The sequence below is a fragment of the Novosphingobium sp. NFX11 genome (assembly GCF_057376415.1).
The window spans coordinates 1,681,812-1,702,817 of sequence record NZ_CP080385.1; the positions used below are offsets into that span (position 1 = coordinate 1,681,812).

Consider the following 21,006-nt stretch of genomic DNA (forward strand, 5'->3'; position numbering starts at 1 on the left):
CATGCCGGGTCGCGCGGCCCCAGACCGCCCAGAAAGCGCAAAGGTCTAACCTTGCCCGGATCGACCGGACGCCGCGAAAGGCTCCGGTCGTCGTCAGGCGGATAGCAGCCGCAGGGCGGCTCGACCTTGCGCGTTCCGCTCCGGACACTCGCTCTGGATCGAAACAAGGAGACCCGGGTGGTCACTCGACGCGCGTTTGCCGGTGGCATGACCCTTGGGGCAGCGGCCCTCGCCACCCTGCCTGCCGCTGCGCAGGCAGGAGAGCAACCGCCGCAGTATCCGGCGGCGCCATGGACCGGCGCCGGAACGGTGCGCCGCGCGGGGGAGAACTCCATTACGTCTCGCTGGGAGAGGACGGCGCGGCGCTGCCCGTAGTCCTACTGCACAAGCTGGGCGGCTGGGTCGCAGACTGGCGCGACGTGGCACCCGCGCTTGCGCGTGGTCGTCGCGTTATCGCCATCGACTTGCCCGGCCACGGTGCCTCGCGCTGGCAGGGAACACCGCCGCAAGTCCAGACCGTAATGGAAACGGCGACACTGGTGCTTGGCGCGCTTCAGGACATGGGACTGCCCCAGGTCGACCTCGTGGGGACGTCGCTCGGTGGCTGCGTGGCAGTCGCCATGGCGGCGCTCGCGCCGGAGCGCGTGCGGCGGCTGGCCCTGCCATGCTGCGTCCTCGGCCCGGCGAGCACGCACGAGCAGGTCGCTGCCAAGGAAAAGGGCCAGGCCGCGATGTTCACCGCCGAGGGCGATCCTCTGCCCGGCGATCCGGGGCTGGCCCGCGACATCTTCGGTCTGCGCGACTTCGAGCGCATCGGCGCCGAGCAGAACGCCAGCCGCGCTCGGGCCGGACGCTGGATCCGCCCGCACGAACGCGGCGTCGCATACACCGATTTCGTAGAACTCATGCGCCGGATCACCGCGCCCACCCTGCTGCTTTACGGCGGGCACGACACGTTCTTCCTCAAGTATCGCCCGACCGCAGAGGCAAATCTTCGCGATGTGCGCAGCGTGGTGCTTTCGGACGCGAGCGGCTTCCCGGTGCAGGACGACCCGCAGGAGACGGCCTTGGAACTCGTGCGCTTTTTCGCCTGATCCGCACGCGCGGGATCCCGCGAGGACCTCGGCGCATTGAACAGGGAACCGGTATCAACGAGGAACCCGCAATGCCCGCAAGGTCCAAAGCCCAGCAGAAAGCCGCCGGAGCCGCCCTGTCCGCGAAGCGCGGCGAAATGCCCATGTCGAAGCTTCAGGGCGCTTCGAAGGAAATGGCGGCGTCCATGACCGAACGGCAACTCGAGGATTTCGCCTCCACCAAACGCAAAGGCCTTCCCGAACACAAGCACTGATTGTTTCGGTCAAACGAATGAAGCCTCGGTGTGTGGAGGTCACGTTTGGGTGGTAAGTTGCCGGTGGTCAGCCGAGCAATCGCTGAGCCTCTACTGGAGAATCTGTCATGACATGCACGGTCACGTCCAACGTCACTATGACGAAATGCCGCCACTCCCGGCCGTAAAGCGCGCCGTTTCTGAGCAATACTCTGGCAATCCATTCTGAGCCTATGACTTCCTGAAAAGGCCAAGGGACTGCTCGTAGGATCGGGTCAGGCATTAACGATGCAGGACTGAAAATTGCCGGGTCTGAGAATTCCTCATAAACTTTAACCGCCTCTATGCTTCCGAACATGAGGCGCACCGGGCAGGCCACAACTGTGTCGTCGTATTGGGCTGTTGCTAGGAGTGTCCTGCCGTCAGACGACAAATGGACACTGCCGAGCATTTGCTCGGGTAGGTCATTGAGTGGCTCCCATTTACGCAAACGCTCAGAAGATATGTTCATTTGAGCTTTATCTGTTCATAGGCCAACATCCGCAACGGGGCGTTCGCTGACTGTCCGAATTTGTCCACGCAGCCTAGGCCGTCAGCCGCCGGTGGCAGGCCATGAGCGACAGGGCGATCCCTGCGACCCCCGCGCCGAACACCATATCCACCAGGTAATGCGTGCCCTCGACCGGCGTGGACAGCAGCATCCCTGCATTGAGCCCAACGATCCACCAGCGCAGCGCTGGAATGCGCCAGCCCGCCGCGATGTAGAGCACCGCCGCCGCCGTATGGAAACTCGGCGCCGAGACGATCCCGCGCAAGTGGCCCAGATCAACGACGTGAACCTGATAGGCCCTTAGCGCCGGGATCAGGCCCTCCTGCCACTGCTCGCTTTCGGGCATGTAGGGGATCGCAGCATGCCACAGGTAGGAGAACGGGCCGATGGCGGGCATCAGGCTGAACAGCAGCAGGGTGATGATCGTGGCCAGCCAGAACCCGGCGATGAAGCGATAGGCCTCGTCATGCCGCCCGTCCCGCGCCGCGCACCACAGCAGCACTACGGGAGTGACGTAAATGCTGCGATAGACCACCGTGCCCACCGCCTGCAGCACCGGATGCGCGGCGACGAGGCGGTAGAGGCTCACCCAGTCGAACCCCATGGCCACGTCGATCGCCTGAAGCCGTTCGTCGGCATAGCCGCTGGTCAGGGCCGCCACCGGGTAGCTGGCGGTGGCGCCCATCAGCGAGATCATCGTGAAGATCGCGGCGTACTCGCTGAAATGCGCGAGCGGCAGCGCATGGCGCCAACTGGTTCGGGGCAGGACGAAGCGCGCGAGCAGGGCGAGCAGCCCGGCGGCGTAGAATGGCCGATTGCCCGCCTGCCACGGATCGATGACGAGTTGCGCCCGGTGCATCAGCACGGTCAGGACGGCAAGGCTCAGCAGCATCGCGCCCCAGGCCTGCGGCCGGATCGCCGGGCCGGAGCGGCGCAGTTCCACGAGCGCCGGAGTGATCGCGGCAACAGGCGTCGCGGTGCCAGTGGGAACGGTCGTGGCCCACCGGGGCGGCGTCGATTGCATTGGTCGTGGATCCTGGGCGATAAGTGCGAACGAGAAGCCTATCGCCGCTTAAGCCTCCATGAACCAGTGGAATTGTGCGTGGGTCAGGCCGGAACCAGCCCCGCCTCGATCCTTTCGCGCACGTGGACGGGCCATTCGACCGGGCGGTGGTCGTTCAGGTCCATGCATACCAGCACCACTTGCGCGCGCAGGCGGTCGCGGCCTTCACCAGCGAACACGACTTCGATCCCGCAGCTGGTACGACCAAGCCGCTTGGCGGTGACGGTCATCTCCAGCCGGTCGCCGAGGCGGCTGGGCGAGACGAATTCGACGTCCAGCTTCACCGTCGGCACGCCGATGTGGTGTTCCAGATGCATGGATGCGAAGTCCATGCCGAGGTCCTGCGCGAACCAGTCTTCCACCGCGCCGTTCAGCATCTCGAAGTAGCGGGGGTAGAAGACGATCCCCGCTGGGTCGACATGCGCGAAGCGCACTTGCGTGGAGGTGGTGAAAGGCATCGGCGAGAGGTCCTAGAGAATGGAAGTCTTGAGCTGGGTCAGCAGGGTCAGAAGCTGGCGCTGGCTGTCCTCGGGAAAGTCGGCGAGGGCTTCGCGCACCCAGCCGTGGTGGGCCTCTGCCAGTACGGCGAACTGGACGCGGCCGTTCGGCGTGAGCGAGACGATGGCGGAGCGGGCGTCTTCCGGGTCGGTGTACGAAGAGACGAGGCCCTGTTCCTGTAACTGGCGCACGATCGCGGTGACGTTGCCGTTCGACACCAGCAGCGCGCGCGACAGTTCGCCCATGCGCAGGCCGTCCGGCGCGCGGTCGAGCGTCGCGAGGATGTCGAAACGGGGCAGGGTGGTGGAGAACTGGTCCTCGAAATTGCGGCGCAGGCGCTTCTCGATGATCTTCGCGCAGTCGAGCAGGCGCACCCAGACGCGCAAGTCGAGCGTGCCGGACGGCGCGGTGCTGCCGGGAATCGTCTTTTCCATCGTCGCCAAGGCTCCTCGTTCTCCAGGAGGTTCCATAGCGGGGGATGCGATTATGTCGATTCCTGCAGGCATAAAGTTTCTTTCGGGCAAGCAACCCTGCGTTGAAGCAGACCCTTCGACAGGCTCAGGGTGAGCGGGGTTGGAATGAACCTCCCAATTCCGCTCAGGCTGAGCTTGTCGAAGCCCCGGCCGCGGGGCGCGAGGGTCAGGCTCGTGCGCCCTCCGCCTGTTTCGCGGCGCGCATCGCCATCTGCTGGCCCAGTTTGTAGGGCGCGGGGATCGGCTGTTCCTCATACCCGGCCGAGGCCGCCGCGCGCAGCGTCCACACCGGGTCGAACAGGTGCGTGCGGCCCAGTGCGACGAGGTCGGCGCGGCCTGCCGTCAGGATCGAGTTGACCTGATCGGCATCGGCGATGTTGCCCACCGCGATCGTCGGTACGCCTGCCTCGTTGCGGATCTGGTCGGCGAACGGGGTCTGGAACATGCGGCCGTAGACCGGGCGGCCTTCGGGCGCGGTCTCACCGGCGGAAACGTCGACGATGTCCACGCCCGCTTCGCGCAGCAGCCTGGCGATTTCGACCGCCTCGGCAGGGGTCACGCCCGCTTCGCCGACCCAGTCGTTGGCGGAAATGCGCACCGCCAGCGGCTTGTCCTGCGGCCATGCGGCGCGGACCGCCTCGACCACGCGCAGCGGGAAACGCATGCGGTTTTCAAGGGAGCCGCCAAAGGCGTCGTCACGCGCGTTCATCACCGGGGTGATGAAGGCCGAGAGCAGGTTGCCGTGGCCCGCCTGCACTTCGAGCATGTCGAAGCCAGCCTTGTCGGCCAGCATGGCGGTCGCGACGAATTGCTGGACGATCCGGTCCATGCCCTTCGCGTCCAATGCCTGCGGGACCGTGCCGCCCTTGCGCCACGCCTGCGCGCTGGCGGAGACGATCGGCCACGGCGCGTCCATCGGCACGTCGTAGCCCACACCTTCACCGGGCACCTGACACGCGGCGCGGGCACCGGCATGGCCGATCTGCGCGCAGGTCTTGGCCGCCGAGTGCTGATGCGCGAACTGGTTGAACGCCGTCCAGCGCTCGGCCTGACCGTCATGCCACAGGCCGGGGCAGGCGGGGGTGGTGCGGCCCTCGGGCGCGACGCTCAGCATCTCGGTCACCACCAGACCCGCTCCGCCCAGCGCGCGCGAGCCGTAGTGGACCGAATGGAAGTCGTTGGCATAGCCGTCGGCATCCGCCGAGTACGTCAACATCGCCGGGATCACCACCCGGTTGGGCACCGTCATCCCGCGCAAGGTATAAGGCGTGAACATCGGCTGCAGCGGCACGTTACGGCCTTCGTTGCCTGCCCAGAACCAGCGCTCCAGCCCTTCCAGCCAGGCGGCGTCGCGCAGGCGCAGGTTTTCGTGGCTGACGCGCTGCGAGCGGGTCATCAGCGAATAGGCGAACTGCGGCAGGTCGAAGCCGAGGTAACGGTCCAGCGTCTCGAACCACTCGGTCGAATTGCGGGCCGAGTTCTGGATCTTGAGCACCTCGACATGGCGCTCCTCCTGATATTCGGCTAGCGCGGCGGCCAGTTCCTCGCGGCCCGTAATGCCGGGGCGGTCCAGCACTTGCGCCAACTTGATCGCGTCTTCCAGCGCCAGCTTGGTGCCCGAACCGATCGAGAAGTGCGCGGTGTGCGCGGCATCCCCAAGCAGCACGACGTTGTCGAACGACCACTGCTTGCAGATCACGCGGCGGAAGTTGATCCACGCTGCCGAACCGCGCAAGTGCGTGGCGTTGGAGATCAGCGGGTGACCGTCCAGATGGCGGGCGAAGATTGTCTCGCAGAGCGCGATCGAATCGGCCTGCTCCATCGCGTCGAGGCCAAGGCCGGTCCACGTTTCGGGCGAGCATTCGACGATGAAGGTCGAATGCGTCTCGTCGAAGCGGTAGGCGTGCGCCCAGATCCAGCCTGCGTGAGTCTTCTCGAAGATGAAGGCGAAGGCATCGAACAGCTTGGTGGTGCCCAGCCAGGAGAACTTGTTGGTCTTGGTCTGGATATCGACGCCGAACTTCTCTTCGTTGGCGGTGCGGACCATCGAATTGATGCCGTCCGCCGCCACGATCAGGTCGAAGTCCGCGAACTGCGACAGGTCCGCGTCGAACTGCGTCTCGAAGTGCATCACGACGCCCAGCTCGCCCGCGCGGGCCTGCAGGATCTGCAGCAGGTGCTTGCGGCCGATGCCGATGAAGCCGTGGCCCGAGGAACTGACGGTGTTCTCGCCCACGGTGACGTCCACGTCGTCCCAGTGCGCGAAGCTTTCGACGATGGTGGCGGCGCTGACCGGATCGTTGGTCTGCAGATTTGCCAGCGTCTGGTCGGAGAAGACGACGCCCCAGCCGAACGTGTCGCCCGAGCGGTTGCGCTCGAACACGTGAACCTCATGCGCGGGGTCGCGCAGCTTCATCGAGATCGCGAAATAGATACCGGCAGGTCCGCCGCCGAGGCACGCAATACGCATGGATGTCTCTCCTGAATTGCTTCATGCCTAAACTAATATGGTTGCACGTGCAAGTTTAATCGGAGTGGAGATGTGTGGGCGGTCCGTGGGCTTATGGCTGACCCTCACGCTTACACGTCCGTCACCCTGAACCTGTTTCAGGGTCCATTCCTCGATGTAAACCGGAGCGAAGTGCCGTGGTGCCGCGCTGGCCGCTCGCTATTGCAACGGCAGGGCGCGGGGCCCGATGAACCCTGAAACAAGTTCAGGGTGACAAGCGTATGGGCCGAGGTGGATCGCTCACGGCATGCAGTCCCGGATCAGGTCCGGGACGACGAATTAATCCAGATTGTCGTAGAGCCGCCCGAGCAGGTCCAGCATCTTCGAAAAGTCCCCGGCCGAGAAACCCCGGATGATCTTTTCATAAAGCGGCGCGGTCACTTCGCGCGCTTGCGCCAGCTTCACGCGGCCTTCCGCCGTCATGCGGATCTCGGTCACGCGGCCGTCCGTTTCGCTCGGCGTCGTCTCGATCAGCCCGGCCTTGGTCATGCGCTCGACGATGCGCATCATGGTGGAGAGGTTGATCACCGCCGACTTCGCCACCTGACCGATCGCCAGCGGCTCGTGCTCGCCCAGGATCATCAGTACGCGCCAGGTCGGGATGTCGATGCCGATGCCGCGCAGGCCCGACTCGATGACCACGTTGTACCGGCTGGCGGCACGGTTCAGCAGGTAGAACGGATAAGTGTCGAGGCGGAAGTCCTCCGATCCCGGGTTACCGAAAGGGCGCAAATCCTCGCTCATCCTAAGCTCCAGCAGGCCAAAACGCCCGGCATGACATTTTAGTTGCATATGCAACTTAATCCGATACTCTTCGCCGTAATGGTCCAACAGGAGGCCCAAGTCCATGACAGACGTTCTCGCTTCTCTCGCCCATGCGCTGACGGCCGGTGACATCACCGTCGTCGATCTGACCCAGACCCTCTCCGAAGACACCCCGCTGCTGGTGCTGCCCGAGCCGTTCGGGCAGACGGCGGCGTTCTCGCGTCAGGAAATCTCGCGCTACGACGAGCGCGGCGTCGCATGGCACTGGAACAACTTCACCGTGGGCGAGCACACCGGCACGCACTTCGATGCGCCGGTCCACTGGGTCTCGGGCAAGGACCTGCCGGACAACACCATCGACAAGGTGCCCGCGCAGAAGCTGGTCGCGCCTGCCGTGGTGCTCGATTTCTCGGCCGAATGCGCCTCGAACCCGGACTTCCTGCTGACGGCCGAGCATATCAGGGGCTGGGAAGCCGAGCACGGCGCCATTCCCGCCGGTGCCTGGGTGCTGTTCCGCACCGACTGGTCGAAGCTGGACGTCGATGCCTACACCAACCGCAAGGAAGACGGTGCCCACACCCCGGGTCCGGACGCCTCCGCGATCCAGTACATCCTCGACCGCGATGCGCTGGGCTTCGGCGTCGAGACGATCGGCACCGACGCAGGGCAGGCGCATCTGCTTGAGCCGATGTATCCGGCGCACACGCTGCTGCACGGCGCGGGCAAGTACGGCCTGCAGTGCCTTGAAAACCTCGACAAGCTGCCCGCCACCGGCGCGATCGTGATTGCCTCGCCGCTCAAGATCCTGGGCGGTTCGGGCAGCCCGCTGCGCGTCCTCGCGCTCGTTTCGGAGTAAGGGCAAGTGGCGGAGCGTTCATTCAAGAAGGAAGTCCTCAAGCTCACTGCGGGCGAGGGCGAGGTCTTCACCGGCGAAGGCATCCTCGCGGTCACCAAGGGGCTGCTGCAGTCGGGCGTGGCTTATGTCGGCGGCTATCAGGGCTCGCCGATCAGCCACCTGATGGACGTCTTCGCCGACGCCAACGATCTGCTCGAAAGCCTCGGCGTCCATTTCGAGGCGAGCGCCTCGGAAGCGACGGCGGCGGCGATGCTGGCGGCCTCGGTTAACTACCCCTTACGCGGCGCGGTCGCGTGGAAATCGGTGGTGGGGACCAACGTGGCGTCGGACGCGCTGTCCAACGTCTCGTCGGGCGGCGTTACCGGCGGCGCGCTGGTGATCGTGGGCGAGGACTACGGCGAAGGCTCCTCGATCATGCAGGAGCGCACCCATGCCTTCGCGATGAAGTCGCAGATGTGGCTGATCGATCCGCGCCCGAACCTGCCCAGCATCGTGGACTCGGTGGAGCAGGGCTTCCGCCTCTCCGAAGCCTCGAATACCCCGGTCATGCTGCAGCTGCGCGTGCGGTCTTGCCACATGACCGGCTCGTTCGTGGCGAAGGACAACGTGCGCCCGCCGCTGACGGTGGGCGAGGCGGCGGCCAGCCCGGTGCGCGATACCGACCGCATCGTGCTGCCGCCTGCGAACTTCCTTCACGAAGTCGAGAAGATCGAGAAGCGCTGGCCCGCCGGCATCGCCTATGTCCGCGACAACAAGCTGAACGAGTGGTTCGGGCCTGAGGAAAGCCCTGGAGATTCTGGCGAGGGCATCGGCCTGATCGTGCAGGGCGGCCTCTACAACAACCTCAACCGCGCGATGGAACTGATCGGGCTGGCGGACTCCTATGGGGTCAGCAAGCTGCCGATCTACTGCCTCAACGTCGTCTACCCGATCATCCCTGAGGAAGTCGCCGCGTTCTGCAAGGGCAAGCGCGCGGTGATGATCCTTGAGGAAGGCCAGCCCGAGTTCATCGAGCACGAACTCAACACGCTGATCCGCCGTGAGGAGCTGGACACCCGGATCGTCGGCAAGGACATGCTGCCGCGCTCGGGCGAGTACACCGCCGACGTGATCCGCAAGGGTCTGGCGAAATTCCTCGAAGCCTATGCGCCTGCGCTGGCTCCGCAGTTGGAAGCGGCCAACCCGCTGCCCGCACCCGTGGCCAAGGAAATCCCGCAGCGCCCCGCAGGCTTCTGCACCGGCTGTCCGGAGCGCCCGATCTTCACCGCGATGAAGCTGGTGGAGCGCGAGCTTGGTCCCACGCACGTCTCGGCGGACATCGGCTGCCACCTGTTCTCGATCCTGCCGCCGTTCAACATCGGCAACACGACGATGGGCTATGGCCTTGGTGCGGCGGGTGCCTCGGCGTTCAAGCCCAAGGAAGGCGAGGGGTCAAAGCGGTCGATCGCGATCATGGGCGACGGGGGCTTCTGGCACAACGGCCTGACCTCGGGCGTCGGCAATGCGGTGTTCAACAAGGACGACACCGTCACGATGATCATCGACAACGGCTATTCGGCGGCCACCGGCGGTCAGGATATCCTGTCGTCGCGCGCCGAGAACGCCAATCGCGTGACCAAGAACCCGATCACCAAGGCAGTGCGCGGTGTCGGCGCGAAGTGGGTGCGCGAGACGCATCGCACTTATGACCTCAAGGGCATGACCTCGATGCTGCGCGAAGCGCTGACGACCGAGGAAAAAGGCCCCAAGGTCATCGTCGCGCAGTCCGAATGCATGCTCAACAAGCAGCGGCGCGAGAAGAAGGCGACTTCGGCGAAGCTGAAGGCGGGCGAGCGCGTGGTGCGCGAGCGCTTCGGCGTCGACAGCGACACCTGCACCGGCGATCACAGCTGCATCCGCCTGTCGGGCTGCCCGTCGTTGACGATCAAGCCCAACCCGGACCCGCTGCGGCAGGACCCGGTGGCGCATGTCGAGAACTCCTGCGTGGGCTGCGGCCTGTGCGGCGAGGTGAGCCATGCGGCGGTGCTGTGTCCCAGCTTCTACCGCGCGCAGATCGTCGCCAATCCAGGCAAGTTCGAACGCTTCAAGGCGAAAGTCAGCGGCGCGATCATGGCCCGCTGGCAGGCCGGCGCCGACAAGGCCCGCGCGGCGCGCGCGTTCTGAAGCCATTCCTCCCCGTTGCGCAGCAATGGGGAGGGGGACCGCCGACGCAGTCGGTGGTGGAGGGGCGGAACCCAGCCCGTCCCCTCCGTCAGCCCTGACGGGCTGCCACCTCCCCATCGCTTCGCGACAGGGAGGATGAAGCAAGAGAGTGAGAGACACCACCATGACGATCGCCAACGAAAACCGCATCACCATCGCCATCCTCGCCCTCGGCGGACAGGGCGGCGGCGTGCTGGCCGACTGGATTCAGGAAGTCGCCCGCGCCGAGGGCTGGCTGGCGCAGGGCACCTCGGTCCCCGGCGTGGCGCAGCGCACCGGCTCGACCGTGTACTACGTCGAACTGGCGAAGCCCGACGGATCGGGCCGCCTGCCGGTGATGGCGCAGATGCCGATGCCGGGCGACGTGGACGTGGTTGTCGCCTCCGAACTCATGGAAACCGGTCGCGCACTGCTGCGCGGGTTCTCCACCGCGGGGCGCACGACGCTGATCGGCTCCACCCACCGCATCTACGCCATCGGTGAGAAGCAGGCGATGGGCGACGGCCGTGGCAACGGCGAAAAGATCATCGAGGCGGCGTACCAGCGTTCGAAGCGCTTCATCGGCTTCGACATGGAAGCCGCGACCGACCGTTCGGGCAGCGTCATCAGCGCGATCATGTTCGGCGCGCTGGCGGGCAGCGGCGGCTTGCCCTTCGCTGCCAACACCTATCGCGCCGCGATCGAGCACAGCGGCATCGCGGTGAAAAGCAACCTCAAGGGATTCAAGGAAGGCTTCGACCGCGCCCAGCAGCCCGTCGCCAGGCCGGATGAGATCACGCACGACCTCCCCGTGCCGACCACCGAGCAGGGCCGCGCGCTCGCCGCGCGCATCGCCGCGAACCTGCCCCCGCCCGCGCAGGCCAACGCCCTGCACGGCGTCGCCAAGCTGATGGACTGGCAGGACGGCGCCTATGCCGCGCTCTACCTCGATCGCCTCGAAACCGTCGCCTCGCTCGATGCCGCCCCGTTCGAGCTGACCGCCGAGACCGCGCGCCACCTCGCGCTGTGGATGGGCTATGAAGACACCATTCGCGTCGCCGACCTCAAGACGCGCGCCAGCCGCATCACCCGTGTACGCGGCGAAGTGAAGGCGGGCGACGAGCAGATCCTCTCGATCACCGAATTCATGCACCCGCGCCTGCAGGAAGTGTGCGAGACGCTGCCCGCCGGGATCGGCCGCCGCATCCTCGCCAGCAAGGGTCTGACGAAGCTGCTCGGCCGCTTCTTCACCGAAGGGCGCCATGTCGAGACGACCGGCCTGCGCTGGTTCCTGGCGCTGCGCACCGTTGCGGCGATGCGGTCGATCCGCCCACGCTCGCTGCGCTACATCGAGGAGCAGGAGCGCATCGAGCACTGGCTGGAACTGGTGCGCACCGAGGCAGCCAAGGACCGCGAACTGGCGCTGGAACTGGTGCTGTGCCAGCGGCTGATCAAAGGCTACGGGGATACCTTCGAGCGCGGCCTCGGGAACTTCCAGCGCATCGTCGCCGAACACGCCCGCGCTCCCCGGGATGCGGCAGGCGTCCGCACTTTGCGCGAATTGGCGCTGGCGGACGACAAGTCGAGCGGGCTGACCGAAGCCCTCGCAGGTTGATGGCCGGATCGGGGCGATCCTTGCGGGATCGCCCCGATCCGCTCAGTTCCCGGCCCGCTTCGCGCTGTCCCTGAAGGATAGCGCGAACACCACCGCGACCACGGCGGCCAGTGCCGAGGGGATCAGCCAGAAGCCGGTCCAGTCGACCTCGTGCCCGTTCGTGCCGCTGCTGTGCGCGACGTAGACGGCGTTCGCCAGCAGGCTGCCGATGATCGAGCCGACACCCCAGGTGACGAGCGCGAGGAACGACTGCGCGCGGCCCCGCGTCTCGGTCGGGAAGCGCTGGTCCACCCAGATCTGTCCGGCGACGAGAAAGAAGTCGAAGCACACGCCGTGCAGCGCCAGCGCGACCAGCAGCATCGGCATATGCGGGCCGCCCGCGTCGAAGCCGAAGGCGAACAGCGCATAGCGTGCGGTCCATGCCAGCATGCCGACGAGCAGCACCGTCTTCATCCCGAACCAGCGCAGGAACAGCGGCAGCAGCAGCAGGAAGCCGACTTCGGAAACCTGCCCGATCGTCTGCACCCCTGCCGCCGCGCCGACGCCCACGCCGACCAGGAACGGGTTGGCATAGGCGTAGTAGAAGCTCAGCGGGATCATCAGCAGCAGCGAGCAGCCGATCAGCGCCCAGAACGAGCGGTCGCCGCCCTTGATCGCGTCCAGACCCAGCAGTCCGGCAAGGCCCACGCGCTTCGAACTGGCGGCCGGAGGAGTGGCGGGCAGCGTGAAGGCATAGAGGCCGTAGAGCACCGAAACCCCGGCCGCCATGCCCAGGGGTAGCGCAGTCTCCTCCGCACCCAGCCAGCCGACGAGCAGGCCCGCGACGATCCAGCCGATCGTGCCCAGCACGCGGATCGCGGGAAACTCCTTCGCGGTGTCCGTCATCGCGGCGAAGGCGATCGCGTTCGACAGGGCGAGAGTGGGCATGTAGGCCAGCAGCACGCCCAGTGTCAGCGCGAAGACGAGGCCCGGGTCGCTCCCCGCGAACGAAAGCGCGAGCAGCGCGCCGCCGCCTGCCAGATGCAGCACGCCGACCACTTTCTGCGCGGAGAGGTAGCGATCGGCTATGGCGCCGACGAACAGCGGCGACAGGATCGCTGCCCAACCCTGCGCCGAAAACATCGTGCCGATCCACGAGCCGAGACCGGCGTGCATCAGATAGCTGCCGAACGGCACCCACCACGCACCCCAGACGAAATACTGCAGAAACATCATCAGCGAGAGGCGCACTCTTGTGCCGATATCCATGACCCGGTTCCCCTTCCTTTCTGCGACGCCATCGTTCTCGCCCGTGCCTGACGTCGGGCGCCGGATTTTTCCGCGGGTGGCGCTGTGTCGCGGCCAACTCAAGCGGAAAGTGAGCCTGAATTTCCCGACATAGGGATTTAGTTCACGACTGAATTATCTGGATTGATGCGCTCCGCGCACTTTGACGCTGCCAGGGGGTGTCATGGTGGCGGAGCCATTACGCGGTCGGGGGGCGTCAGGCTCGCCGGTCCTCGACCTGCTTTCTCCGTTCCCAGTATCGGTCTCCACCGAGTGGTCGGAGGAATGCGCGTGGGCGCTACCGGGGTATCCGGACGTAAAAGCGAGATAATATGTTTGTACGGACAATTTACATTATGAATGTCTTGAGCAATGGTCCGCGTTCGCAGCCCGCACAGACGGGCAAGCAACCGAACGAGGATGAATTGAATGCGGATACGCCACGCTCTCATGGTTTCCGGCCTTGCGCTGACGGTGGTGCCACAAGGCGCGTTCGCGCAGTCGCAGGCTTCCGATGGCAATGATACGACTTACCGCACCCTGCTCGCGCTGATCGACGAGATGGTCGCCAACAAGCTCATCACGCGCGAAAAAGCGGATGCGCTGGTGGAGAATGCAAGAGCCAAGGCCGCGCTGGGAGATGGGGTTCCTCCGCAGTCCGTTGCCCCCGTACAATCGGCCAATGCTCAGGATCGCGCCATGAGCACCGCCGCCGTCCCGATGATGGCGGCAGATTCTCCCGAACCGAGCGTCGAAGTCGCCGCTGTCGAAGCCGGCAACGCGCAAGTTGGCAGGGGCGCCGGCGGAGTCGACGTCCCGGCCGATCTCAATGTCGACTGGAGCCGCGGCGCACCGGTCTTCTCCAGCAAGGACGGCAATTTCACCTTCAAGCCGCGCGGGCGCATCCTGGCCGACATCTCGTCGACCAGCGGGTCCGACTACGATCGCCGCAACATCACCGTCTCCACTTTGCGCCAGTTCCGCTTCGGCGGCGTCGGCACAGTGGGCCAGCACCTGTTCTACCAGTTCGAGGCTGATTTTCGCCGCAACTCGGTCGAGGTCGTGAACACCTTCCTGGGTTACAAGACCAAGTTCGGGAAAGTCGACGCCGACATCCGCGCGGGCAACCTCATCACCGACCGTGGTATCGACATCGGCACGGCGGCAACCGCCAACCCCTTCATCACCACCAACATCAACACCATCGCGCTGGCGACGCAGGGCGGGCGGGCGTACCTGATGGGCATCGCTGCCAGGGCCGGGCAGAAGAACTGGCACTGGAGCGTGGCGGTCCACGGGGACGCGCTGGATCTGGACTTCACCCGCAACGACCACCGCATGTTCCTGAGCCGCGCGCACTGGAACCCGATCCTGACCGACAAGGCCATCGTCCATGTCGGCGGATGGGCATATTCGGAGCACATCCCCGCCGCGACTGCTTCCGTGGCGGTCAACCAGTTCATCTCGGGCGCGCTCAACAACAGCGTGCAGGTGAACGCGGCGACGCTGACCGGCGCGACCGGATCGAAGGCGTTCGGCCTCGAATTCGGCGGCGTCTACGGCCCGGTCTACGCCTTCTCCGAATATGGCGAGCGCCATGTGAAGGGTGGCCCGGCCGCCGCCTTCGACACCGCGAAGTTCAAGACGCTGTCGGTCAACGGCGGCTTCTGGCTGACCGGGGAGAAGCCGACCTACACCTCGGTCAGCGGCACATACGTAGCTCCGAAGGTGCTGAGCCCGATCACCGAAGGCGGCTCCGGCGGCATCGAACTCGTCGCCCGCTACGAACACCAGGACAGTTCCGGCGCGCCGCTGGGTGGCACCGGCTGGGCGGCCACGGCGGGGGTGAACTGGTATCTTACAAACTACTTCCGCCTGATGCTCGACGGCATCCACTGGGAAACGAACAACCTCACTGGATCGTATCTCGGCAAGGATTCGGGGAACACAATCGCCGCGCGGGCCGAAGTCGCTTTTTGACATCCAGACGCTTGCACGAACGCATGTCCGTGATATTGTCCGGACAAACATACAAGGAGAGTCGATAACATGACGTTGACCGCGCAGAAGGTCGGTGAGAACCGGTATCGCGCCAGCTATGGCCGCTATCTGGAAGACTTCACCGTTGGCGACATCTATGAGCATCGCCCCGGTCGAACGATCACCGATGCCGATAACATCCAGTTCTCGCTGATGACGATGAACTACCATCCGATGCACTGCGATGCGCACTTCGCGAAGCAGAGCGAGTTCGGCAAGCTGCTGGTCAACAGCGGCCTCAGCCTTGCCATCGTGCTGGGCATGACGGTCAACGACGTCAGCGGGAAGTCGCCTGCGAACCTCGGCTGGACCGACATCAAGCTGACTCATCCGGTCTTCGCCGGCGATACGCTCTATGCCGAATCCGAGGTTCTCAATGTGCGCGAATCCGCTTCGCGGCCGACCCAGGGCATCGTCACCACGCGTACGCGCGGTTTCAACCAGGACGGCAAGATGGTGATGGAATTCACGCGCAACTCGCTGGTCTACAAGCGCGGCCGCGCGCCGGGCGATGTCCCCGCATAAGCGGACGCGTCATTCCAGCATACGACAGGACAGCCCCGGGCGCCTTGCGAACGACCTCGACAGGAGGCGGGAAGCGTCCGGCGGTAAGGAGAGGATTATCGTGACTTCGATGCCAACAACCGTTCACGCAGGAGCCAGGCTGGATCGCCTGCCGGTTTCGCGTTTCCACTGGCGCATCCTCGGCCTTATCAGCGCCGGCGCGTTCCTTGACGCTTTCGACGTCTACCTTGCGGGTGGCGTGATGGCTGCCGTGAAGTCGGAAGGCTTCGGCACTTTGCCGCAGGCGGCGGCCTTCATGTCGATGACATTCCTCGGCATGCTGCTCGGCGCGGCCATGGCGGGCTATGTCGGCGACCGGTTCGGCCGCCGCTATTCCTATCAGTTCAACCTCGCGCTCTTCGGGTTCGCATCCATCGCGGCGGTTTTCTCTCCCTCGATGACGTTCCTGATCGTCTGCCGTTTCATCATGGGCCTTGGACTGGGTGCGGAACTGGTCGTCGCGGCGGGTACGCTGGGCGAGTTCATCCCGCCAAGCCATCGCGGCCGGTGGGGCGCTATACTGGGCGCGATCATCGGTTCGGGTCTGTTGATCGCCACCTCGATCGGCTACCTCGTGATCCCGAACCTGGGCTGGCGCTACATGTTCGCCATCGCGGGCGCCGGTGCCATCGGAATCTGGATCCTGCGCAAGACCATGCCGGAATCGCCGCGCTGGCTGGAATCGGTCGGCCGCACGCAGGAGGCCGAGGCCGTCCTGCAGCAGATCGAGGCGGAGATCACCGCCGAGAAGGGCCCGCTCGCCCCTTATGCGAAGACCGCATCCGCCGCCCCGGCCCATGCACCGCTTTCCCGCCTCTTTGCATCGGACATGCGCGGACGGCTTGCCGCCGCGACGCTCACGGCCATCGCCGCCAACGTCTCCGTTTACGGCTTCGTCGCCTGGCTGCCGACCTTCCTTGTGAGCAAGGGGCAGACGATGGTGCAGTCGCTGGGCTTCACCACGCTGATGTCGTTCGGCAGCATCGCCGGTTCGCTGGTCGCCGTGGCGATTGCCGACAAGGTGTCGCGCCGCGCTTCGCTCATCATCGCGGGCCTGCTCATCATCCTGTTCGGCGCGATCTATCCCAACGTCGAGGGCACGGTGCCGCTCGCCATCGCCGGCTTCCTGCTGGTGAGCAGCATCTATATGCTGACCGCGATCGGGCTGTTCCTCTACGTGCCGGAGATGTTCCCGACCGCCTATCGTCTGCGCGGCACCGGCTTTGCCGGGATGTGTGCCCGCGCCGGTTCGATGCTGACGCCGTTCATGACCGTGTGGCTGTTCGAAAACGTCGGACTTGAGGGCGTCCTCATGATGGTCGGCACGGTGCTGGCGCTGATGATGATCGCCGTGATCGCGGTGCGCGTCGAGGGACGCGGGGCCTCGCTCGACGCCATTGCGCAGGATCCGGACGCAGCCCCGGCCCGGCGCACCGTCGGCCTCGCGGGAGAGTGAAGATGATTGCCCGGACTTATGCCGAATTCGCGAGCGGGCTGACGCTTGATGCCGTGCCCGAGCGGGTGCGCGAGCGCGCCTGCCACCTCATGCTGGACTCGATCGGCACCGGCATCGCCGCCCTTGGCGAGACCTGGGGGCAGAGCGCCTTCGCAGCGGCGCGGGATCTGGGGAGGGGCGCTCGCCCGTCCTCGGCCACGGACGATCGCTGGCCCCGCGTGAGGCGGCGCTGGTCAATGGCCTCCTTATGCATGGTCTGGATTACGACGACACACATTCGCGCGGCATCATCCATGCGACGGTGAGCAGCCTTCCCGCTGCCCTTGCCGCCGCCGATAATGCCGGAGCGAGTGGCGCCGATCTGCTGCGTGCCTACATCATCGCCATGGAAGTCTCCACCCGCGTCGCCAGCGTCGCGGCCGGGGGCTTCCACCGCCACGGCTTCCACCCAACAAGCCTGTGCGGTGCTTTCGGGGCGACGGTGGGCGCGGGTCTCCTGATGGGGCTCGATGCGCAGCAGATCGGCATGGCGCAGGGCATCGTCCTGTCGATGGCGGGCGGCAGCCTCGAATTCCTGGAGGACGGCGCCTGGACCAAGCGCCTGCATCCCGGCTGGGCGGCCAGCTCCGCGCTGACCGCCGCGACGATGGCGAAGCACGGCTTCGTCGGGCCGAAGGCGGCATATGAGGGGCGCTTCGGCCTCTATTCCCTCTACCTGCGCGATGGCGCGCCGGCCGGCCTGGCCGATGCCTGCGCGGGACTTGGGGAAAGCTGGGAGATCGAGAACGTCTCGGTCAAGCCGCTGCCGGCCTGCCACATGACCCATGCCGCCGGCGATGCCGCCGCCGCGATCTGCGCCGAGCATGGCCTTTCGGGTGATGACATCGCGCGCGTCGTGGTGCTGGTCCCCGAAGCGGTGATCCCCATCGTGTGCGAGCCTTCCGCACCCAAGAAGGTCCCGGCGACCAGCTACGACGCGCAGTTCTCGATCCCCTACATCGTCGCCACGGCGCTGCTGAAGGGCCGCTTCACGCTGGACGAACTGGACGGCGCGGCGCTGGCCGATCCGGATGTGCTCAAGCTGGCGCAGAAGGTCGATTATGCCGTCGATCCCGATACCGACTATCCGGTCCACTTCACCGGCGAGGTTATCGTCGAGACCACGGATGGCCGCCGCATCGCGAAGCGCGAGGCGGTGAACCGGGGCGCGGCGGACCGTCCGCTTTCCAATGCCGAAATCCGCGCCAAGTACGACGACAACGCCGCCCGCCGCGTGACCGCCGTGCAGGCCGCCGCGATCGCCGATGCCGTGCTGGACATCGCCAACCATCCCGCAGCGCGCCTGAGCGACCTGCTCGCCGCTGCTGTCCCTGTTGAAATTCGAGAAGGAACCGCCGCGTGAACATGGAAAGCCCGATCACCAGCCAGGGCGCGACGCCCGAAGAGGAACAGATGATCCTCGACACCGTCGAGAAGTTCCTTGAGGCCGAAGTGAAGCCCTACGTCCACCAGCTGGACCATGACGACGAATACCCGCAGGCCATCGTCGACAAGATGAAGGAGCTGGGCTTCTTCGGTCTGATGATCGATCCGGAATTCGGCGGCTTCGGCATCTCGACGCTGACCTATGCGCGCATCATCGAGAAGATCTCGGCGGTGTGGATGTCCGTCTCGGGCATCATCAATTCGCACATGATCATGGCGATGACCGTGCAGCGCTGCGGTACTGACGAGCAGAAGGCGCATTACCTCCCGAAGTTCGCCACCGGCGAACTGCGCGGCGGCATCGGCCTGACCGAGCCCGACGCGGGCACCGACCTGCAGAACATCCGCACCGTCGCCAAGCGCGAGGGCGACGAGTACGTCGTCAACGGCAACAAGATGTGGATCACCAACTCGGGCTCGGGCAACTGCATCCTGCTGCTGGTCAAGACCGACCCGACCGCAGAGCCGCGCCACAAGGGTATGAGCCTGCTGATCGCCGAGAAGGGCCCGGGCTTCGTCGTCTCCAAGAAGCTGGAGAAGCTGGGCTACAAGGGTATCGACAGCTGCGCGCTGGCCTTCGAGGACTACCGCGTGCCGGTCGAGCGCCTTGTCGGCGGCGTCGAGGGCAAGGGTCTGAAGCAGGTGCTGGGCGGTCTGGAACTGGGCCGCATCAACGTGGCCGCGCGCGGCCTCGGCATCGCGCAGGCGGCGCTGAACGAGGCGGTCGCCTATTCGCAGACCCGCAAGACCTTCGGCAAGCCGATCTGCGAACACCAGGCGATCCAGCTCAAGCTGGGCGAGATGGCCACCCGCGTCACTGCCGCCCGCCTGCTGACCGAGAATGCCGCAATGGCCTACGACCGCGGCGAACGCTGCGACATGGAAGCGGGCATGGCCAAGTTCTTCGCCACCGAAGCCGGTCTTGAAAACGCGACCGAGGCGATGCGCATCTTCGGCGGCTACGGCTATTCCAAGGAATATCCGATCGAGCGCCTCTACCGCGACGCCCCGCTGCTGACCATCGGCGAGGGCACCAACGAACTGCAGCGCATCATCATCGCCAAGCAGATCATCGCAAGGAACCCGGCATGAACGCCCCCGCTTCCGATATCACGGCGGACACCGCGCAGCCCGGCCTGCAGCCGCTGGCGGGCCTGCGCATCGTCGCGGTCGAGCAGTACGGCGCCGGGCCCTTCGGCACCCAGCAGCTGGCCGACCTCGGCGCCGAGGTCATCAAGATCGAGAACCACAAGGATGGCGGCGACGTGGGCCGTCATGTCGGCCCGTACTTCTTCGGCCCCGAGGACAGCCACTTCTACGAAGCGTTCAACCGCAACAAGAAGAGCCTTGGCGTCGACCTGAAGAGCGCCGAGGGCCGCGCCGTCCTTGAGCGTCTGGTCGCTTCGGCGGACGTCGTGTTCAACAACCTGCGCGGCGATCTGCCGGCGAAGCTGGGCCTCGATTACGCCAGCCTCTCAGCCGTCAATCCGCGCATCGTCTGCGCCCACCTTTCGGCCTATGGCCGCACCGGCAGCCGCGCCAACTGGCCGGGCTACGATTACCTGATGCAGGCCGAGGCGGGCTACCTCTCGCTGACCGGCGAGCCGGAGGCGCCGCCTTCGCGCTTCGGCCTTTCGATCATCGACTTCATGACCGGCACCACCGCCGCGATGGCGATCCTGGCGGGTGTCGTCTCGGCGCGGGCGCAGGGCGTGGGCCGTGACTATGACGTCAGCCTGTTCGACGTGGCGCTGTCCAACCTTAACTACGTGGCCGAATGGTATCTCAACGGCGGTGTCACCGTGGGCCGCACGCCGCGTTCGGGCCACCCGTCGCTGACACCCAGCCAGCTCTACACCACGCAGGATGGCTGGATCTTCATCATGTGCAACAAGGAGAAGTTCTGGCAGAACATGGCGCCGCTGATCGGCAAGCCCGAATGGGCGTCCGATCCGCGCTACGCCACGTTCAAGGACCGCCTTGAGAACCGCGCGGGGTTCAACGCGGATCTCGACGCCGTGCTAGCCACCCGCACCACTGCTGAGTGGATGGAGATCTTCGCGGGCAAGGTGCCTGCCGCGCCGGTGCTCGACGTGGGGCAGGCGCTGGAAAATCCCTTCGTTCGCGAACAGGGTCGCATCGTCGACTTCGCCCACCCGGACCATGGCGCACTTCCCGGCGTCGCCTCGGCGGTGCGCGCAAGCGGTGCCGAACATCCCGCCAGAGCCGCGCCGAAACTGGGGCAGGATACCGACGATGTGCTGGTCTCGCTCGGCTTCGGCGTTCCGGAAATCTCGGCCCTGCGCGAAAAGGAGATCATCCGCTGACATCTGCCGTGTCTTTGGTTTACGGAGGATT

19 protein-coding genes are annotated in these 21,006 nt (G+C 65.7%); 12 read left to right on the forward strand and 7 right to left on the reverse strand.

The features are described from left to right. The first annotated feature begins 290 nt into the window (after positions 1-290). Both KZO24_RS25470 and KZO24_RS25475 read left to right on the forward strand, forming a co-directional pair. Positions 291-1,094 (forward strand): alpha/beta fold hydrolase, encoded by an 804-nt coding sequence (locus tag KZO24_RS25470; protein ID WP_486487403.1) that lies wholly within the window; start codon positions 291-293, stop codon positions 1,092-1,094. Positions 1,095-1,165: 71 nt separating this feature from the next. Next, positions 1,166-1,348: a DUF3008 family protein gene (locus KZO24_RS25475; RefSeq protein WP_271183852.1), complete on the forward strand. Its 183-nt coding sequence runs from the start codon at positions 1,166-1,168 to the stop codon at positions 1,346-1,348. Between the two features lie 67 nt (positions 1,349-1,415). On the opposite strand, the gene KZO24_RS25480 is transcribed toward KZO24_RS25475, so the two are convergent. The 6 genes from KZO24_RS25480 to KZO24_RS25505 form a co-directional block, all read right to left on the reverse strand. Further along, a complete protein-coding gene (locus KZO24_RS25480) occupies positions 1,416-1,838 on the reverse strand; it encodes a hypothetical protein (RefSeq protein WP_271183853.1) in 423 nt (140 codons plus the stop codon). A 73-nt stretch (positions 1,839-1,911) separates the two neighbouring features. Beyond that, complete coding sequence (locus tag KZO24_RS25485; protein ID WP_486487404.1) at positions 1,912-2,901, reverse strand: phosphatase PAP2 family protein; 990 nt, start codon at positions 2,899-2,901, stop codon at positions 1,912-1,914. Between the two features lie 83 nt (positions 2,902-2,984). Next, on the reverse strand, positions 2,985-3,398 hold the full coding sequence (locus KZO24_RS25490; RefSeq protein WP_271183855.1) for an acyl-CoA thioesterase: 414 nt from the start codon (positions 3,396-3,398) through the stop codon (positions 2,985-2,987). A gap of 12 nt (positions 3,399-3,410) precedes the next feature. After that, entirely contained in the window at positions 3,411-3,872 is a 462-nt protein-coding gene (locus KZO24_RS25495; RefSeq protein WP_008831914.1) for a MarR family winged helix-turn-helix transcriptional regulator, read from the reverse strand. A gap of 205 nt (positions 3,873-4,077) precedes the next feature. Next, positions 4,078-6,381 carry a bifunctional salicylyl-CoA 5-hydroxylase/oxidoreductase gene (locus tag KZO24_RS25500; protein WP_271183856.1) on the reverse strand — a complete coding sequence of 768 codons (2,304 nt, stop codon included), beginning with the start codon at positions 6,379-6,381 and terminating at the stop codon, positions 4,078-4,080. A gap of 318 nt (positions 6,382-6,699) precedes the next feature. Then, positions 6,700-7,164: a MarR family winged helix-turn-helix transcriptional regulator gene (locus KZO24_RS25505; protein ID WP_271183857.1), complete on the reverse strand. Its 465-nt coding sequence runs from the start codon at positions 7,162-7,164 to the stop codon at positions 6,700-6,702. A 103-nt stretch (positions 7,165-7,267) separates the two neighbouring features. Between KZO24_RS25505 and KZO24_RS25510 the strand changes: the two genes are divergently transcribed. The 3 genes from KZO24_RS25510 to KZO24_RS25520 all read left to right on the forward strand — a co-directional run bounded on the left by KZO24_RS25510 (position 7,268) and on the right by KZO24_RS25520 (position 11,837). Then, positions 7,268-8,041 carry a cyclase family protein gene (locus KZO24_RS25510; protein ID WP_271183858.1) on the forward strand — a complete coding sequence of 258 codons (774 nt, stop codon included), beginning with the start codon at positions 7,268-7,270 and terminating at the stop codon, positions 8,039-8,041. Positions 8,042-8,047: 6 nt separating this feature from the next. Further along, positions 8,048-10,204, forward strand: coding sequence for a ferredoxin family protein (locus KZO24_RS25515; RefSeq protein WP_271183859.1), 2,157 nt, complete (start codon positions 8,048-8,050; stop codon positions 10,202-10,204). 163 nt (positions 10,205-10,367) lie between these two features. Beyond that, the gene (locus tag KZO24_RS25520) at positions 10,368-11,837 is read left to right on the forward strand and encodes an indolepyruvate oxidoreductase subunit beta family protein (protein ID WP_430099328.1); all 1,470 of its coding nucleotides are present in this window, start codon (positions 10,368-10,370) and stop codon (positions 11,835-11,837) included. 42 nt (positions 11,838-11,879) lie between these two features. Here KZO24_RS25520 and KZO24_RS25525 read toward each other — a convergent pair whose 3' ends face one another. After that, on the reverse strand, positions 11,880-13,085 hold the full coding sequence (locus KZO24_RS25525; protein WP_271183861.1) for an MFS transporter: 1,206 nt from the start codon (positions 13,083-13,085) through the stop codon (positions 11,880-11,882). A gap of 447 nt (positions 13,086-13,532) precedes the next feature. Between KZO24_RS25525 and KZO24_RS25530 the strand changes: the two genes are divergently transcribed. The 7 genes from KZO24_RS25530 (at position 13,533) to KZO24_RS25560 (ending at position 20,975) form a co-directional block, all read left to right on the forward strand. Further along, positions 13,533-15,083: an OprO/OprP family phosphate-selective porin gene (locus KZO24_RS25530; RefSeq protein WP_486487405.1), complete on the forward strand. Its 1,551-nt coding sequence runs from the start codon at positions 13,533-13,535 to the stop codon at positions 15,081-15,083. Between the two features lie 69 nt (positions 15,084-15,152). Then, the gene (locus KZO24_RS25535) at positions 15,153-15,668 is read left to right on the forward strand and encodes a MaoC family dehydratase (protein WP_271183863.1); all 516 of its coding nucleotides are present in this window, start codon (positions 15,153-15,155) and stop codon (positions 15,666-15,668) included. A gap of 109 nt (positions 15,669-15,777) precedes the next feature. Further along, positions 15,778-17,163: an MFS transporter gene (locus KZO24_RS25540; RefSeq protein WP_271184015.1), complete on the forward strand. Its 1,386-nt coding sequence runs from the start codon at positions 15,778-15,780 to the stop codon at positions 17,161-17,163. Between the two features lie 2 nt (positions 17,164-17,165). Continuing rightward, on the forward strand, positions 17,166-17,468 hold the full coding sequence (locus KZO24_RS25545) for a hypothetical protein (protein WP_486487406.1): 303 nt from the start codon (positions 17,166-17,168) through the stop codon (positions 17,466-17,468). After that, on the forward strand, positions 17,372-18,565 hold the full coding sequence (locus tag KZO24_RS25550) for an MmgE/PrpD family protein (protein WP_486487766.1): 1,194 nt from the start codon (positions 17,372-17,374) through the stop codon (positions 18,563-18,565). Before KZO24_RS25545 ends, KZO24_RS25550 begins: the two co-directional genes overlap by 97 nt. A 2-nt stretch (positions 18,566-18,567) precedes the next feature. Next, positions 18,568-19,740: an acyl-CoA dehydrogenase family protein gene (locus tag KZO24_RS25555; protein ID WP_271184016.1), complete on the forward strand. Its 1,173-nt coding sequence runs from the start codon at positions 18,568-18,570 to the stop codon at positions 19,738-19,740. After that, complete coding sequence (locus tag KZO24_RS25560) at positions 19,737-20,975, forward strand: CaiB/BaiF CoA transferase family protein (protein WP_271183865.1); 1,239 nt, start codon at positions 19,737-19,739, stop codon at positions 20,973-20,975. The genes KZO24_RS25555 and KZO24_RS25560 overlap by 4 nt, the downstream gene beginning before the upstream one ends. Positions 20,976-21,006 lie beyond the last annotated feature (31 nt).